Genomic DNA, 14217 nt, shown 5'->3' on the forward strand with positions numbered 1-14217 from the left:
CAAAGCAGAAACCCGAAAGGGTTTTGAATATAACATCCGCTTACAAACATTTGAGCATCACATAAACAATACGATTTGTTCTTTCGAGAGGAGTTTTCATTATGAGTAAGATCATTGGTATCGACCTTGGTACTACCAACAGCTGCGTGGCTGTCATGGAGGGCGGCGAGCCCGTTGTTATCGCAAACTCTGAGGGTGCACGCACCACCCCGTCTGTGGTGGGCTTCACCAAGACCGGCGACCGTCTGGTGGGTCAGGTGGCAAAGCGTCAGGCCATCACTAACCCTGAGAACACCGTTGCTTCCATCAAGCGCTTCATGGGCACCGACCACAAGGTGACCCTGAACGGCAAGGAGTACACTCCCCAGCAGGTCAGCGCTATGATCCTGCAGAAGCTGAAGGCGGATGCCGAGGCTTATCTGGGCGAGCCTGTTACTGAGGCTGTCATTACCGTTCCTGCATACTTCAACGACAGCCAGCGTCAGGCTACCAAGGACGCAGGCACCATTGCAGGCCTGAACGTCAAGCGTATCATCAACGAGCCTACTGCCGCTTCTCTGGCATATGGCATCGATAAGGAAGAAGACCAGAAGATCATGGTCTACGATCTGGGCGGCGGCACCTTCGATGTGTCCATCATCGAGATGGGCGACGGCGTTACCGAGGTTCTGGCCACCAACGGTGATACCCATCTGGGCGGCGATGACTTCGATGAGCGCATCATCAACTGGATGGCAGATGCCTTCCAGACCGAGAACGGCATCGACCTGCGCAAGGACAAGATGGCTGCGCAGCGTTTGAAGGAAGCTGCCGAGAAGGCAAAGATCGAGCTGTCCAGCGCAATGAGCAGCCAGATCAACCTGCCCTTCATCACCGCCGATGCTACCGGCCCGAAGCACTTGGATATGACCCTGACCCGCGCAAAGTTCAACGAGCTGACCGCTGATCTGGTCGATCGCACCATGGGCCCCGTCCGCAAGGCTCTGCAGGATGCAGGCCTGCGTCCCTCTGACCTGAAGAAGGTCCTGATGGTCGGTGGTTCCACCCGTATCCCCGCTGTCTACGATGCAGTCAAGAAGGAACTGAACTGCGAGCCCTTCAAGGGCATCAACCCCGATGAGTGCGTGGCTGTGGGCGCTGCTATTCAGGGCGGCGTGCTGCAGGGCGATGTGAAGGGCCTGCTGCTGCTGGATGTCACCCCGCTGAGCCTGGGCATTGAAACTCTGGGCGGCGTGTGCACCAAGATCATCGACCGCAATACCACCATCCCCACCCACAAGAGTCAGGTGTTCTCCACCGCTGCAGACAACCAGCCCTCTGTTGAGGTCAACGTTCTGCAGGGCGAGCGTGAGTTCGCACGCGACAACAAGAGCCTGGGTGTCTTCCATCTGGACGGCATCGCTCCGGCTCCCCGTGGTGTGCCTCAGATCGAAGTTACCTTCGATATCGATGCAAACGGCATCGTGAAGGTCAGCGCAAAGGATCTGGGCACCGGCAAGGAGCAGAACATCACCATTACCGCTTCCACCAACATGTCCAAGGAGGACATCGACAAGGCTGTGAAGGAAGCTGAGCAGTTTGCTGCCGACGATAAGAAGAAGCGTGAAGAGGTCGATATCCGCAACGGTGCCGACCAGATGGTGTTCCAGACTGAGAAGATGCTGAAGGAGAACGGCGACAAGCTGCCCGCCGACGTGAAGAGCGAGGCCGAGAGCAAGCTGGCCGACCTGAAGACCGCTGTTCAGTCCGGCAACGTGGACGACATCAAGGCAAAGCAGGAAGCTCTGAGCCAGGTGTTCGAGAAGATGTATCAGGCAGCCGCTGCCGCACAGCAGGCCGCCGGTGCACAGCCCGGCCCCGACGCAGGTGCAAACAACCAGCAGAAGCCGGGTGATGACGGCGTTGTGGATGCCGACTTCAAGGAAGTCTGATAAAAAACACAGCAGTGTGTGCCCGGCCAAACCGGCGGACGCACGCGTGGAATAGCAAAAGCCGCTCCGGTTTTGCCGGAGCGGCTCTTGCTGGTTATAGAGCGAGGAACCAACCGGGGCGTTTCCCGGATCAAACGTTCCCGGAGAGGTGAGTGGATATGGCACAGGAAAAGCGTGATTACTACGAAGTGCTGGGGGTATCCAAGACTGCGACCGATGCCGAGATCAAAAAGGCATACCGCAAGCTTGCAATGAAATACCACCCGGACTATAACCCCGGCGATAAGGATGCCGAGGAAAAGTTCAAGGAAGTAAACGAAGCAAACGAGGTGCTTTCGGACCCGAAGAAGCGCCAGCTGTACGACCAGTACGGCTTTGCAGGTGTTGACCCTGCCTATGCAGCACAGAACGGCGGCGGCCCCGGCCCCGGTGCGGGTGGCTTTGGCGGTTTTGGCGGCGACGGCGTGGATCTGGGCGACATTTTCGGCGATATCTTTGGCGGCGGCTTCGGCGGCTTTGGCGGTTCGTCCCGTCAGGCAAACCCCAACGCACCGCGCAAGGGTCAGGATATCCGCGTGCGCATCACCCTGAGCTTTGACGAGGCCGTGCACGGCTGCAAGAAGAACATCACCATCACCCGCCAGCAGGAGTGCACCGAGTGCCACGGCAGCGGCTGTGCCGCCGGTTCCAGCCCCGAGACCTGCCCGGACTGCGGCGGCCGCGGCTTCGTGATCCGTCAGCAGCGCACCCCCTTTGGTGTGATGCAGACCCAGCAGCCCTGCTCCCGCTGTGGCGGCAAGGGCAAGCTGGTCAAGAATCCCTGCAAGGTCTGCCATGGCAGCGGCAAGGTGGCTGCTAAAAAGACGCTGGAGGTGTCCATCCCCATGGGCATCGACGACGACCAGAGCTTTGCACTGCGCGGCATGGGCGATGCCGGTGCAAACGGCGGTCCCTCCGGTGATGTGATCGTCATGGTCACGGTGCGCCCCAGCGAGGTGTTCCAGCGCGACGGCTACGATGTGTGGGTCACCGTGCCCATCACTTACAGTCAGGCCGTGCTGGGCGACACCGTGCAGGTGCCTTCCATTGACGGCAAGGTGGAGTACACCGTGCCCGAGGGCACCCAGAGCGGCACCACCTTCCGCCTGCGCGGCAAGGGCATCCAGTACCTGAATGGCCGCGGCCGCGGTGATATGTACGTCAAGTGCGAGGTGGAGATCCCCAAGAAGCTGAACAAGACCCAGCGGGAGGCCCTGAAGAAGTTCGAGGGCACCCTGAAAGAAGAAAACTACGAAAAGCGCAAGGGCTTCTTCAAAAAGCTGAAGGACATGTTCAACTGATCTCCAGAAACAGAAAGACCCTCCCGGAAATGTTGAACTGCACCCCATTTGTTAGACAGTATGGTATACTGTTTAGGAAATGGGGTGTTTTTGTATGCCAAAGGGACAACGAAAGTACAACGGAACGCAGAAGGTAGAAATCATTAAACGAATCCACAGAGAAAACCTGAGCTTTAAGGGAGCGTCCAGAGAATATGGCATTTCGGACCGTACACTCAGGGACTGGGAGCGCATTTATTGGGAGGAAGGAGAAGAAGCACTTCTGTTAGAGCGTCGAGGACGAGCCTGTGCCGCCAGTGGGACGCAGAAAGGTCGGAAGCCAAAGCTGGATAAGCAAGTAGAAGAAGATCTTATTGCAGAAAATCAGCGGCTTCGGATGGAAATCGACTACTTAAAAAAATTGAATGCCTTGGTGCTGGAAGAGGAACGCCAAAACAGAAAGCACAAGTAGTTCAGGAACTAAGGCAGAAATACCCTCTGAAAGCACTGCTGCAACTTGCCGGACTTCCTCGCAGCACGTTCTACTACTATCTGCACCAGTCTCAGAATCCTGCCAAATACCAGATGGTAAAGGAACAGATTGTTATAATCTTCAACGAGAACAAAAAACGATACGGATACCGCAGAATCACAAAAGAACTGCATAACAACGATATTTGTGTGAACCACAAGACGGTTCGGAAACTCATGAAGCAGCTTGGTTTAGTCTGTCAGATTCGTGCAAAAAGGAAGTACAGTTCTTACAAAGGCGAAGTTGGAGAAGTAGCTCCAAACCTGCTGGAACGGCATTTCAAGACAGACCAGCCGAATCGGAAATGGGTCACAGATGTTACCGAGTTCAAAGTGAACGACCAGCAACTCTACCTGTCTCCAATTCTTGATTTGTTCAATGGCGAAGTTGTCAGCTACAATCTGAGCCGCCATCCGAACTTTAAGCAAATCACGGATATGCTGGAAGGTGCTTTTCAAAAGCTGCCGGACAAGGTTGACAATCTGACTCTGCATTCGGATCAGGGCTGGCAATACCAGATGAAGTCCTACCAGAATCTACTGAAAGCAAAAGGAATTACGCAAAGTATGTCTCGGAAAGCCACTTGTCTGGACAATGCTGTTGCCGAGAACTTCTTCGGACTGCTCAAGACGGAGCTGTTCTATCTGGAAAAATTTGATTCCATTGACCAGCTCAAAAAGGCTATTGTCGATTACATCGACTATTACAACAATCGCCGAATCAAATTAAAACTAAACGGTCTGAGCCCTGTACAGTACAGGATTCAGACCGTTGGAGCTGCTTAATTCAATTTTTGTCTAACTTTTTGGGTTCATTTCAATGTTCCGGGAGGGTCTTTTGTGTCTTCTGAACTCAGCCCATGTAGCTGATGTTCACGTCGATCTGGCCGCCGTAGCCAGGGATGCGGGCGGTGCAGCTGCCCTGCCACATGTTGCAGGCAATGGGGCTGCTGGCGACGTTGTAGTGGGCATTCCAGATGTTGTACTGGGTCAGCCTGCTCATGTCCAGGCGCTTGCGGAACCAGGTGGTGGAGGCGTAGACGCCGGGCTGATAGCCCAGAGCCTTGATCTCTTCGCAGAAGGCAACCGCGCACTTGGTGCGGTCCTCCATACCCAGACCGTCGGCGCGGCCGGAACCATTGGAAGCGCCGGATGCTTCGGTGTCAAAGAAGATGGGGTAATCCAGCTTGCGTCCGTTCAGCACATACACGCAGGCCTGCGCTTCCTCGCGGGCTTCGTTCTCATTGACGGCCTGGGTGAAGCAGTAGACGCCCACCCGCAGACCGGCGTTCCGGGCATTGGTGAAATGCTCCTCGAACATGGGGTCCAGCACCAGCGTGCCGGAAGCACCATAGCCGCGGTAGCCGATGCGGATGATGACGAACTCGACGCCGGCCTGCTTGGCCTGCTCAAAGTTGATGCTGGACTGGTATTTGGAGACATCGATGCCGAAGGTGGCGTTCTGCTGGACGCCATTGGCATCAAAGTAATAGAGCTTGTTGTCGATGGAGCGGATGCCGGTGACGGGGTCGGTGGTGTTTTGCTCATAATAATAGGTCTTGCCGTTCACGGTCCGCCAGCCGGAGTAGGTGGGGCGCGGTGCAGGTGCAGCAGGTGTGGAGGTGGAGGGCTTGTCTTCCTCCTTCTTGCCGAACAGCAGGTTCCACAGCCATTTCAGGAAGCCGTTCTCGCTGTCAAGGCACTGGGCGGAGACGCTGCTTTCGTCCAGCGTTCCGGCGTCCAGCGCGGCGCGGATCTCTTCCGGCGTCAGCAGGATGGTGCCGTTGGTATCGGAGATCCCGGCAGAAGCGACAGCCTCGCCGTTCTCAGAGGCGGCGGGGGTCTCGGCGGCCTCCGCTTCCAGCGTTTCCACCGGGGCGCTCAGCGGGTCTTCTGCGGCCAGTTCCGCAGTCTCCTGCACGAAGTGGGGGAAGAGGGCGTTTTCGTGGTCGTTTTCCTCGGCAGGACCGGCCATCGGGTCGGCGGCGGGAGTCCCAGCGGACGGCTCCGCAGGGGTCTCGTCCGGCACAGCGGCGGGGGCTTCTTCAACGGGGGCTTCCGCCGCAGGTTCGGTGCTGGAAGCAGGCACCTCAGCCTCCGTCGGGGCCACAGGCACAGCGGCAGAGGAAGCAGGGGCCTGTGCCGGTGCGGTCTCCTCCGCAGCCGTGCTGGAAGCAGACGCTTCCGCCGTGCTTTCCGAAGCGGCCTCCGTGGAGGCACTCTTCTCCGGCTGAAGGCTGATGGCGGGGGCCTCCCACTCCACCGCCGCAGGCGCGACGGTCAGACCCGCAGGCTGGGTAGCCAGCAGGATGGTGGTGCTCGCGCCGCCCACGGTCAGAGCCAGCGCCATGACAAAGGCGGCAATGGCCTGCCCCGCATTGCGGCGGGTGTTTTGATCGGATGTACGATCCGGAACCGATGGAAATTTGTGTTTCATGCCGTTTGCTTTTGCCTCCAAATAAGATCGGACGTGCAGCCGCCGTGCGGCCCGCAAAGCCCGGTAGAATCGGGACCGATCCAGAAATCCTGATTTCACTCTTCCAGTATACACCCAACCCCGGTATCCGTCAATCTTCTTTGCGGCGGTGCGAAGGAAAAACAGCGAACGGAAAAGAGAAAAATCGCTCCACAGGCAATACGGTTCAGCCTGCGGAAAAATTGCATCCAGCGCTTCAAAATTTGGTTCTTTTCACGAAAAAAGCGTTTTTCTCTTGCTGTCTTGACAGGTGTATGGTATGATGATGGACATGCAGTCCGGTTGCAGAAATGACCGGAGAAGAAAAGAGGAAAATTCTATGGCAAGCTTCAAGGAGTTTTTGAAACGAAAAGATATCGTCATCACCCCGCAGCGCTATCTCATTGAAGCGCTGGGTGCCATGGCGCAGGGCCTGTTTGCCAGCCTGCTGATCGGCACCATCATCAAGACGCTGGGCCAGCAGACCGGCCTTGACGTGCTGGTAGACCTTGGCGGCTACGCCACGGCCATGAGCGGCCCGGCCATGGCCTGCGCCATTGGCTGGGCACTGCACTGCCCGCCGCTGGTGCTGTTCAGCCTGATCACCGTAGGCTACTCGGCCAATGCTCTGGGCGGCGCAGGCGGCCCGCTGGCCGTGCTCATCATTGCCATCGTGGCTTCCGAACTGGGCAAGGCCGTGAGCAAGGAGACGTGGACATCCTCGTGACCCCGCTGGTGACCATTTTTTCCGGCGTGGGCCTTTCCATGCTGATCGCCGCACCCATTGGCGCTGCTGCAAGTCAGGTGGGCACCCTGATCATGTGGGCCACCGAACAGGCTCCGCTGGTCATGGGCATTCTGGTATCCGTCATTGTGGGCGTGGCGCTGACCCTGCCCATTTCCTCTGCCGCCATCTGCGCCGCGCTGGGTCTGACCGGCCTTGCCGGCGGTGCCGCCGTGGCAGGCTGCTGCGCCCAGATGATCGGCTTTGCCGTGATGAGCTACAAGGAGAACGGCGTGGGCGGTCTGGTCAGTCAGGGCCTTGGCACCAGCATGCTGCAGATGGGCAACATCGTCAAGAACCCCCGTATCTGGATCGCGCCCACACTGGCCAGTGCCATCACCGGCCCGCTGGCCACCTGCGTGTTCCACTTTGAGATGAACGGTGCCGCCGTGTCCTCCGGCATGGGCACCTGCGGTCTGGTGGGCCAGATCGGCGTGTACACCGGCTGGGTCAGCGATATTGCCGCCGGTACTAAAGCCGCCATCACCCCGATGGACTGGGCTGCCATGGTGCTGCTGTGCTTTGTTCTGCCCGCCGTGCTGAGTGTGATCTTCTGCGAGATCGAGCGCAAGCTGGGCTGGATCAAAGAGGGAGACCTGAAACTGAATTAAAAGGCAGAATTCCCTCCGTCACAGCTTCGCTGTGCCAGCCCCCTCTGGGAGGGGGCCTTGACGCAGCGGTATTGCTGCAAAGCCTCCCTCACTGAGGGAGGTGGCATCCGCAGGATGCCGAAGGGAGTTCCTTCCCGTCCAACACGGCCTGCGTCAGCGTATCCCCCTCATAGGTCAGCTTGAGGGAGAAGAACGGGCGGTCCTCTTTGAGCAGCCGGAAGAAGATTTTGTCGCCCTCCCAGATGGGCAGCGTTTCGACGGTGTCCGTCGGCACCCATTCCAGCACGCCTTCGTTGCGGGCGGGGTCCCGGATCAGTTCACCGGTCCAGCCGTCTGCGGTGTAAAGGTGCATGTACTCGGTCAGACGGCCCAGAATGAAGGTCACGATGCCCCGGCAGCGGAAGCGGGTCAGCTGAAGGCCGGTCTCTTCCCGCACCTCGCGCAGCAGGCAGTCCTCCGGGCTTTCAAACCGCTCAAACTTTCCGCCTACACCGATCCATTTGTCGTGGTTCATGTCGTTTTTCTTGGTGACGCGGTGGATCATCAGCCACTTGCCGTCCTGCTCCAGATAGCACAGCGTCGTGTTCCGCATGGGAAGTTCAGGGTTCATGAAGCGTTCTCCTTCTGATAATAAAAGAGACCCTCTCCGTCATTGCTCCGCAATGCCGCCTTGTCCCCTTCTGGCACTAGCGTGCCACCTCCCCCGGCCGGGGGAGTCTATCAAAGGGCGAGGTTTTGATGTTGAGTTCTGTCAGCATCAAAGCTTCCCCGACGGGGGAGCTGGCGAGCGGATGCGAGTCTGAGAGGGTCTTTTCGTTCTTTTTTATTTCCGTGCAGCGCGGCCCTTGCCCGCATTGTTCAGCTTGCGCACAAGGTCGTTCTGATGCTTGCGCTGCGAGGGGGTGGGTTCCGGGTCGTGCGCCTCGTTGCCGCGCGCGTTGATCTGGGTGGAAGTGGGGTCCACGCGGACAAGGTTCCACTCCTGATTGCCGCCGGCCACAAAGTTCCAGATCTGGGCCTGTGCGCCGTTGGAGGTGTTCATACCCACAAGGTCGATGTATTTATCCGCCAGCACATTGCGGATGCGGGTGCGCCCGCTGCGGGTGGGCTCCAGCGCCCAGCACTGACTCAGCCCGCTGGTGCGGTCCCACTGGTGCAGCCATGTGCCCTCCACCACACCGCCAAGGGCCAGATCCATCATCTTGCCGGTAAAGCGGTTGCAGATGCGCCAGCGGCCCTCGCCTGCATCCACGAACTGCCACTGCTGCCACGGATGGCCTGCATAGCTCCACAGCTGGATGGCCGCGCCGTTCTCGGTGTTGAAGTTCTTTACTTCCAGTACCTTTCCATTGGGGGCTTTGATGATATAAAATTCATTTTCCATTAAAACGACCTGCGATGCTTTTGCCATAGAGCATGTTCTCCTTTCCGGTATCCGCCGATTTGATGGTTCTATTATAACGCATTTCCTCTCTGGCAACAAGGATGGAAAATCACAATCTTTTGTCATTTTCTTGTGCGTTTTGCTTAAAAAGACACGTTTTTCCCGCCAACTTGGGCACCGTGTACCACAGGAACAGGGCCGCAAGGCTGAGCCACCGGATCTGGGCGTTCGTCAGGTGCTCGTTCAAAAGCCAGCCGACGCCGAACGAGAGCAGGTTGGCCGTCAGGGCGTAGAGCACCGGGCGGGGCGTTTTGCCCTCCGGCCAGGGCAGCCAGCGGCAGTAGGCGGAGGCTTCCACCGCGAAGACCAGCACTTCCATTCCGGCGTAGAGCGCAAAGCCCGCCCAGGGGCCGAGATAAAACAGCCCGTAGTGGAGAACAAGGTTCAGTGCAAGCTGCGTGGCCAGATTGATCCCGCCGATGAGGTTCTGCTGGGCTTTTTCGCGCAGGCCGAACACCAGGGCACCCAGCGCTAGCTCCAGAATCAGCGTGATGAGTAACCGGGAGGTGAACAGGGAAATCTGGTCGCTGTCGGTCCGGTTGGTGTAGACGTGCATCCAGCCGTCCTCCGGGTCGAACAGCACCTGCCATTCGCTGTCGAACGCATACCGCTGGACCGGATCTTTGCTAATGGAAAAGACCCCGGTGTCCATATTATAAAGGAGCACATAGAATTTCTGGGGCGGGTAGTACCCCCAGGTGAAGGTCTGTTCGGTGTCGCCGAAGTATTCCTCGAAGTAGCCGAGGAAGTAGTACCCCTCCGGCGCATCGTAAGCCTGAAAGGCTTCCCACACCTCGCGGGAACCCATCCAGTCCCCGTATGCGCTGGGGGCGCTCCATGGGCCGGTGGATTCTGTATTGCCCAGCAGAGTCACGGCGTAATTCTGGTCGTTGTAGATGTAGAGCCTGAGCGTGACCGACGGTTTCGGCCCCATATCCGCGAAGGCAGGCGGCGAAACGGTCAGCAGGAGCAGGGAGGCGAGTAGAAAACCCAAGATCTTTTTGCAGAGTTTTTCTTTCATGATGGGGCCCTCCGGCTTTCGAAAACAAAAATTTCGACACGACTTTCCTTAACTTGTAAACGAGGGAGGAACAGCTGTTATTGCATGGCATTCTGCATAAACTTCAAACAGGACTTTTGTGCAGTATTTTCTGTACTTGCAAGGAAAACAAAACGCCGGTTTCCGGGGCGTTTTGACCCCAAATATGAACAAATTGTTTCCGGCTCACGGCCAATTCAGAACACTGACTTCACATTTATAAAGCAAAGCGAACTTTTACACTTTACTTCGATGAGTAAAACGAATTTCAACAAAAGCTTTCAATTGTTTCATGATTTCGGATATTGACTTTAGATTGAAATTGCGGTATAGTAAGGATGCGGAGAGCGGAAAACGCCCCGCTGTGTACTGAACTTCGGGTCCAAGACCCGTAGAAAGATATAGGAGGTTTGATTATGTACTATTACATTCTGGGCTGTGGTATCGCATGTCTGATCCTGTTCGGCATCAACAGCATGGACACGGTATGTGTCAAGCCGGCCGAGATCCTGGGCAAGGTCATTCTGTGGCCTCTCGCCCTGATGGAAGCAGTTGTTCGTTACAGCTCCACTCATCACAACATCAAGACCGCGCTGTAAAACATCTCGTTCCCAGGTAAAACGACAATCAGGCGGCTGCGCTTTTTTGGAAGGCGCAGCCGCCTTTTTGTTTTGCACTTTGGCGCGGCGTATGGTACAATAAGAAAAACCCCGCCCGGCGGGCTCACCCTGAACAACGAATAGGAGAACTATGAAGCCTGATTACAAGCTGGTCGCCAAGGCCAAATATATCCACGCCACCGCCGACCTTGCCAGTGAACTCTGGCATGAGGTGTACAAGCGCTATTACCCCGCAAAACAGCTGGACACCCTTGTGGAAGAGCTGCAGAGCGCCGATGCCATTGAGGAGGACATCGACAACGATGTGAACTACTTCCTCGTGGTTCTGGGCGGCAAGACCATCGGCTACTTTGCGTGGAAGATGGAGAACACCGCCCTGCATCTGATGCACCTGTACCTCAGGCCCGAATACCGCGGCAAGGCACTGGGCCGGGACATCGTGCTCTCCTGCGAGCGGCTGGCCCGCGGCGAGGGCAAGGGCCGTGTGTGGTGCACCGTGCACGCCAAGGCCCTGCCGGTGCAGCAGTTCTTCAAGGCGCGGGGCTACCGGCTGCTCAAGCCCGTGGAGAACGCGGTGGGCGGCATCTCCATGCAGCTGACCGAAATGGAAAAGATGCTCTGAAATTTCCCATTGCAATTTTCCTGCGTTTGTACTACACTAATGTAGTGCAATGAAGTGCCCATCGCGGGCCAGACCCCTACCAAAACGACAAGGGAGGAAACGAGCCATGGCAAAAGATCATCCTACCGGCCAGTCCGGTCTGTATTCGGCACTGCTGGAACTGAAAACGCCGGAAGAATGCTATCGCTTTTTACAGGATGTGTGCAGCTATTCCGAGCTGAGCGCAATGGAGCAGCGCTACAACATTGCAGAAAAGCTGGTCAGCAAGCAGAGCTACACCAGCATCATGGGCAACATCGGCGCGTCCAGCGCCATCATCAGCCGGGTAAGCCGGGTCATCAGCAGGGAGGACAGCGTGCTGCGCCGCCTGTTGGAAGAAAAGGCCGAGGCACCCACCGAGGAATAATGCAGGACCGCGCACGGCGGGGCAGGGGAGCACTCCGCCCGCGGTGCGCTTTTTATCCCCTGCTGCGCACAGCGCACAGCAGGGCCGCAGGAAGGAGCAGATACAATGAGCAAAGCAGTTGTCTTTTTCGCCGATGGCACAGAAGAGTGCGAGGCATTGCTGGTGGTGGACCTTCTCCGCCGCGCCAAAGTCGAGGTCATCGTGGCGTCTGCCATGGGCCGCAGAGAGCTGGTCAGCAGCCATAACATCCACCTGACCGCCGACGCACTGGCCGAAGAGGTGGATTATTCGGATGTGGACATGGTGGTGCTGCCCGGCGGCATCCCCGGCACCCCGAACCTTGCCGCCAACAAGACCGTCACCGACACCTGCACCGCCTTTGCCAGGGCAGGCCGGAAGGTGGCAGCCATCTGCGCGGCCCCCAGCATCCTGGCTTCGCTGGGCCTGCTGGAGGGTCGGAACGCCACCGCCCACGCTGGGTTCCAGGACAAGCTGGCCGGTGCCGTCGTCCACGACGAAGAGGTCGTGGTGGATGGCAGCATCACCACCAGCTACGGTCTGGGCGGTGCCATCCCCTTTGCGCTGGAGTTGGTGCGCCAGCTGGCCGGGCAGGCTGAGGCCGACCGCATCCAGAACGCCATCGCCTACCGCCACTGAGAGGAGGCTTTCCCTATGCGTTTTGTCACCTGCCGCCTGCCGGACGGCGTAGAAGATCCGGCCATTCTTTCGCCGGACGGCACACAGATCTGGCCGCTGAGCTGGCTGGGCCTTTCCTATGAAACCTTGTCCGATGCCATCCCCTTTCTGACCCCGCAGGTGCGGGCAGGCCTGCAGCTTGCCATTGCGGGCATCCCGGCCCTGCCCGTGGATGCCGTGCAGCTGCAAAGCCCTATTCCCTGCCCGGCGCAGGATGTGGTGTGCCTTGGCATCAACTACATGGCCCACTCGGACGAAGCGGAGAAATACTCTGCCGATGCCTTTGCAACCAAACATCAGGATGCCATTTATTTTTCCAAGCGGGTCACGCGGGCGGTGCCGGACGGCGGCTTTATTGAAGCTCACGCTGACCTTGTGCAGAAGCTGGACTACGAATGCGAGCTGGCTGTGGTTCTGGGCAAAGATGCCAGGGATGTGCCCGCCGGGCAGACAAAAGACTATGTGTTCGGCTACACCATCCTGAACGATGTTTCCGCCCGCGATGTGCAGACCGCCCACAAGCAGTGGTATTTCGGCAAAAGTCTGGACGGCTTCACGCCCATCGGCCCCTGCATCGTTACCGCAGACGAATTCGACACCTACCCGCCCAAGCTCGGCATCCGAAGCTTCGTCAACGGCGAAAAGCGGCAGGACTCGAACACCGGCCTGCAGATCTTTGATATCGACCACGTGATCCACGAGCTGACTCAGGGCATGACCCTGAAGGCCGGCACCATCATTGCCACCGGCACCCCGGCAGGCGTGGGCATGGGCATGGACCCGCCGCAGTTCCTCGTCCCCGGCGATGTCGTGCGGTGCGAGATCGACGGCATCGGCACCCTGACGAACCCAGTCCGTTGAACGGTGAGAACGACGGCCCCGGACATGACGCCGGGGCTGTTTTCTGATTTCCGAACTGTAATATAATCGCTGAAATTTTGACTTTGTTTAGAAAAAGAGGGGCAAACCTGTCTTGTTCATAAACTGTTCAAAATAAATTCATATACAGTTCATTGACATCCGGTATACATAGGGCAACGAAAGGCGCACTGCTGCGCCAAACCCCAGAACCGTACAGCAATGCAGACCCCAAAAAGAACGGCCTGTGTTTGAGGAAAGGAATTGGAACGCTATGAAAATTGGTTTTACAGAGCTGATCCTTGTCGTGATCGTGGCGTTCGTGTTCATCGGCCCGGATCAGCTGCCTGTCTACGCAAAGAAGATCGGCAAGATGCTGCGTGAACTGAAAAAGTACACCGGCGCTGCTTCTGAGGAGATCCAGAAGAACGTTGTGGAGCCGCTGAATGAGATCCAAGCTCCCTTGAAGGAAGCTGTTGCCCCGCTGACCGATATCAAGAAGGATATCGACAACAGCGTCAAGGATGTGACCAAGAGCTTTACCGGTATCGGCAAGACCAGCAAGGAAGAGGCCAAGAAGGCCGAGGAGGCCGAAGAGGTCACCGAGCTGGAAGATGCCGTGGAGGAGCTGCCCGAAGAGCCTGCCAAGGCCGAGGCTGCTCCCGCAGAAGAGTCTGCGAAGGCGGAGGAAGCACCGGCTGAGGCTGCGGAACCCGTGAAGGCCGCAGAAAAGCCCGCCGAAACGGAAGCGCCCGCCCCGGCTGCGGAAGCTGCCCCCGCCCATGAAGCCGAGGCCGCGGCCCCGGCGGAAGAGGCCAAGGCATAACAGCCCCTATTTGGATGCACCCGCGCCCGCGGTTGTACGATACATTGTAAATCAGCCCGCCCGCACGGCGCGGCA

At 57.8% G+C, this 14217-nt stretch carries 14 protein-coding genes and 1 pseudogene; 11 read left to right on the forward strand and 4 right to left on the reverse strand.

The genetic code is table 11. From position 1 onward, the window contains the following. The first annotated feature begins 101 nt into the window (after positions 1 to 101). From dnaK to ACNQFG_RS04460, 4 genes are all read left to right on the forward strand, one after another. Positions 102 to 1931, forward strand: a complete 1830-nt coding sequence (gene dnaK, locus ACNQFG_RS04445; protein WP_005943578.1) for a molecular chaperone DnaK — start codon at positions 102 to 104, stop codon at positions 1929 to 1931. A gap of 158 nt (positions 1932 to 2089) precedes the next feature. Further along, positions 2090 to 3271 carry a molecular chaperone DnaJ gene (gene dnaJ / locus ACNQFG_RS04450; RefSeq protein WP_423406150.1) on the forward strand — a complete coding sequence of 394 codons (1182 nt, stop codon included), beginning with the start codon at positions 2090 to 2092 and terminating at the stop codon, positions 3269 to 3271. 94 nt (positions 3272 to 3365) lie between these two features. Continuing rightward, positions 3366 to 3722 (forward strand): helix-turn-helix domain-containing protein, encoded by a 357-nt coding sequence (locus ACNQFG_RS04455; RefSeq protein ID WP_173016547.1) that lies wholly within the window; start codon positions 3366 to 3368, stop codon positions 3720 to 3722. Next, the gene (locus tag ACNQFG_RS04460; RefSeq protein WP_423406546.1) at positions 3671 to 4567 is read left to right on the forward strand and encodes an IS3 family transposase; all 897 of its coding nucleotides are present in this window, start codon (positions 3671 to 3673) and stop codon (positions 4565 to 4567) included. The genes ACNQFG_RS04455 and ACNQFG_RS04460 overlap by 52 nt, the downstream gene beginning before the upstream one ends. A 67-nt stretch (positions 4568 to 4634) precedes the next feature. On the opposite strand, the gene ACNQFG_RS04465 is transcribed toward ACNQFG_RS04460, so the two are convergent. Then, positions 4635 to 6218 carry a GH25 family lysozyme gene (locus ACNQFG_RS04465; RefSeq protein ID WP_423406151.1) on the reverse strand — a complete coding sequence of 528 codons (1584 nt, stop codon included), beginning with the start codon at positions 6216 to 6218 and terminating at the stop codon, positions 4635 to 4637. A gap of 358 nt (positions 6219 to 6576) precedes the next feature. Here ACNQFG_RS04465 and ACNQFG_RS04470 point away from each other — a divergent pair. After that, positions 6577 to 7631, forward strand: a pseudogene (locus ACNQFG_RS04470) (PTS transporter subunit IIC). Positions 7632 to 7719: 88 nt separating this feature from the next. On the opposite strand, the gene ACNQFG_RS04475 reads toward ACNQFG_RS04470, so the two are convergent. From ACNQFG_RS04475 to ACNQFG_RS04485, 3 genes are all read right to left on the reverse strand, one after another. After that, positions 7720 to 8241 (reverse strand): NUDIX hydrolase, encoded by a 522-nt coding sequence (locus ACNQFG_RS04475; RefSeq protein WP_423406152.1) that lies wholly within the window; start codon positions 8239 to 8241, stop codon positions 7720 to 7722. A gap of 213 nt (positions 8242 to 8454) precedes the next feature. Then, positions 8455 to 9042: an RICIN domain-containing protein gene (locus tag ACNQFG_RS04480; protein ID WP_423406153.1), complete on the reverse strand. Its 588-nt coding sequence runs from the start codon at positions 9040 to 9042 to the stop codon at positions 8455 to 8457. 82 nt (positions 9043 to 9124) lie between these two features. Further along, complete coding sequence (locus ACNQFG_RS04485) at positions 9125 to 10096, reverse strand: hypothetical protein (protein ID WP_423406154.1); 972 nt, start codon at positions 10094 to 10096, stop codon at positions 9125 to 9127. Between the two features lie 434 nt (positions 10097 to 10530). Here ACNQFG_RS04485 and ACNQFG_RS04490 point away from each other — a divergent pair, with 434 nt between their 5' ends. The 6 genes from ACNQFG_RS04490 to ACNQFG_RS04515 all read left to right on the forward strand — a co-directional run bounded on the left by ACNQFG_RS04490 (position 10531) and on the right by ACNQFG_RS04515 (position 14142). After that, positions 10531 to 10713, forward strand: coding sequence for a hypothetical protein (locus tag ACNQFG_RS04490; RefSeq protein ID WP_223382546.1), 183 nt, complete (start codon positions 10531 to 10533; stop codon positions 10711 to 10713). Positions 10714 to 10864: 151 nt separating this feature from the next. Continuing rightward, the gene (locus ACNQFG_RS04495; protein ID WP_423406155.1) at positions 10865 to 11356 is read left to right on the forward strand and encodes a GNAT family N-acetyltransferase; all 492 of its coding nucleotides are present in this window, start codon (positions 10865 to 10867) and stop codon (positions 11354 to 11356) included. 106 nt (positions 11357 to 11462) lie between these two features. Then, on the forward strand, positions 11463 to 11762 hold the full coding sequence (locus tag ACNQFG_RS04500; RefSeq protein ID WP_423406156.1) for a YerC/YecD family TrpR-related protein: 300 nt from the start codon (positions 11463 to 11465) through the stop codon (positions 11760 to 11762). A 105-nt stretch (positions 11763 to 11867) separates the two neighbouring features. Then, on the forward strand, positions 11868 to 12419 hold the full coding sequence (locus tag ACNQFG_RS04505; protein ID WP_423406157.1) for a DJ-1 family glyoxalase III: 552 nt from the start codon (positions 11868 to 11870) through the stop codon (positions 12417 to 12419). Positions 12420 to 12434: 15 nt separating this feature from the next. Next, positions 12435 to 13319, forward strand: coding sequence for a fumarylacetoacetate hydrolase family protein (locus ACNQFG_RS04510; protein WP_423406158.1), 885 nt, complete (start codon positions 12435 to 12437; stop codon positions 13317 to 13319). A 271-nt stretch (positions 13320 to 13590) separates the two neighbouring features. Next, positions 13591 to 14142 carry a Sec-independent protein translocase subunit TatA/TatB gene (locus ACNQFG_RS04515; RefSeq protein WP_423406159.1) on the forward strand — a complete coding sequence of 184 codons (552 nt, stop codon included), beginning with the start codon at positions 13591 to 13593 and terminating at the stop codon, positions 14140 to 14142. Positions 14143 to 14217 lie beyond the last annotated feature (75 nt).

Source organism: Faecalibacterium prausnitzii (assembly GCF_049532945.1).
In the GTDB taxonomy this organism is placed as follows: Bacteria; Bacillota; Clostridia; order Oscillospirales; family Ruminococcaceae; genus Faecalibacterium; species Faecalibacterium prausnitzii_N.

Bases quoted from the DNA above. Each gene is read 5' to 3' on its own strand.
- dnaK (WP_005943578.1), top strand. From the start codon at position 102: ATGAGTAAGATCATTGGTATCGACCTTGGTACTACCAACAGCTGCGTG.
- dnaJ (WP_423406150.1), top strand. From the start codon at position 2,090: ATGGCACAGGAAAAGCGTGATTACTACGAAGTGCTGGGGGTATCCAAG.
- ACNQFG_RS04455 (WP_173016547.1), top strand. From the start codon at position 3,366: ATGCCAAAGGGACAACGAAAGTACAACGGAACGCAGAAGGTAGAAATC.
- ACNQFG_RS04465 (WP_423406151.1), bottom strand. From the start codon at position 6,218: ATGAAACACAAATTTCCATCGGTTCCGGATCGTACATCCGATCAAAAC.
- ACNQFG_RS04475 (WP_423406152.1), bottom strand. From the start codon at position 8,241: ATGAACCCTGAACTTCCCATGCGGAACACGACGCTGTGCTATCTGGAG.
- ACNQFG_RS04480 (WP_423406153.1), bottom strand. From the start codon at position 9,042: ATGGCAAAAGCATCGCAGGTCGTTTTAATGGAAAATGAATTTTATATC.
- ACNQFG_RS04485 (WP_423406154.1), bottom strand. From the start codon at position 10,096: ATGAAAGAAAAACTCTGCAAAAAGATCTTGGGTTTTCTACTCGCCTCC.
- ACNQFG_RS04490 (WP_223382546.1), top strand. From the start codon at position 10,531: ATGTACTATTACATTCTGGGCTGTGGTATCGCATGTCTGATCCTGTTC.
- ACNQFG_RS04495 (WP_423406155.1), top strand. From the start codon at position 10,865: ATGAAGCCTGATTACAAGCTGGTCGCCAAGGCCAAATATATCCACGCC.
- ACNQFG_RS04500 (WP_423406156.1), top strand. From the start codon at position 11,463: ATGGCAAAAGATCATCCTACCGGCCAGTCCGGTCTGTATTCGGCACTG.
- ACNQFG_RS04505 (WP_423406157.1), top strand. From the start codon at position 11,868: ATGAGCAAAGCAGTTGTCTTTTTCGCCGATGGCACAGAAGAGTGCGAG.
- ACNQFG_RS04510 (WP_423406158.1), top strand. From the start codon at position 12,435: ATGCGTTTTGTCACCTGCCGCCTGCCGGACGGCGTAGAAGATCCGGCC.
- ACNQFG_RS04515 (WP_423406159.1), top strand. From the start codon at position 13,591: ATGAAAATTGGTTTTACAGAGCTGATCCTTGTCGTGATCGTGGCGTTC.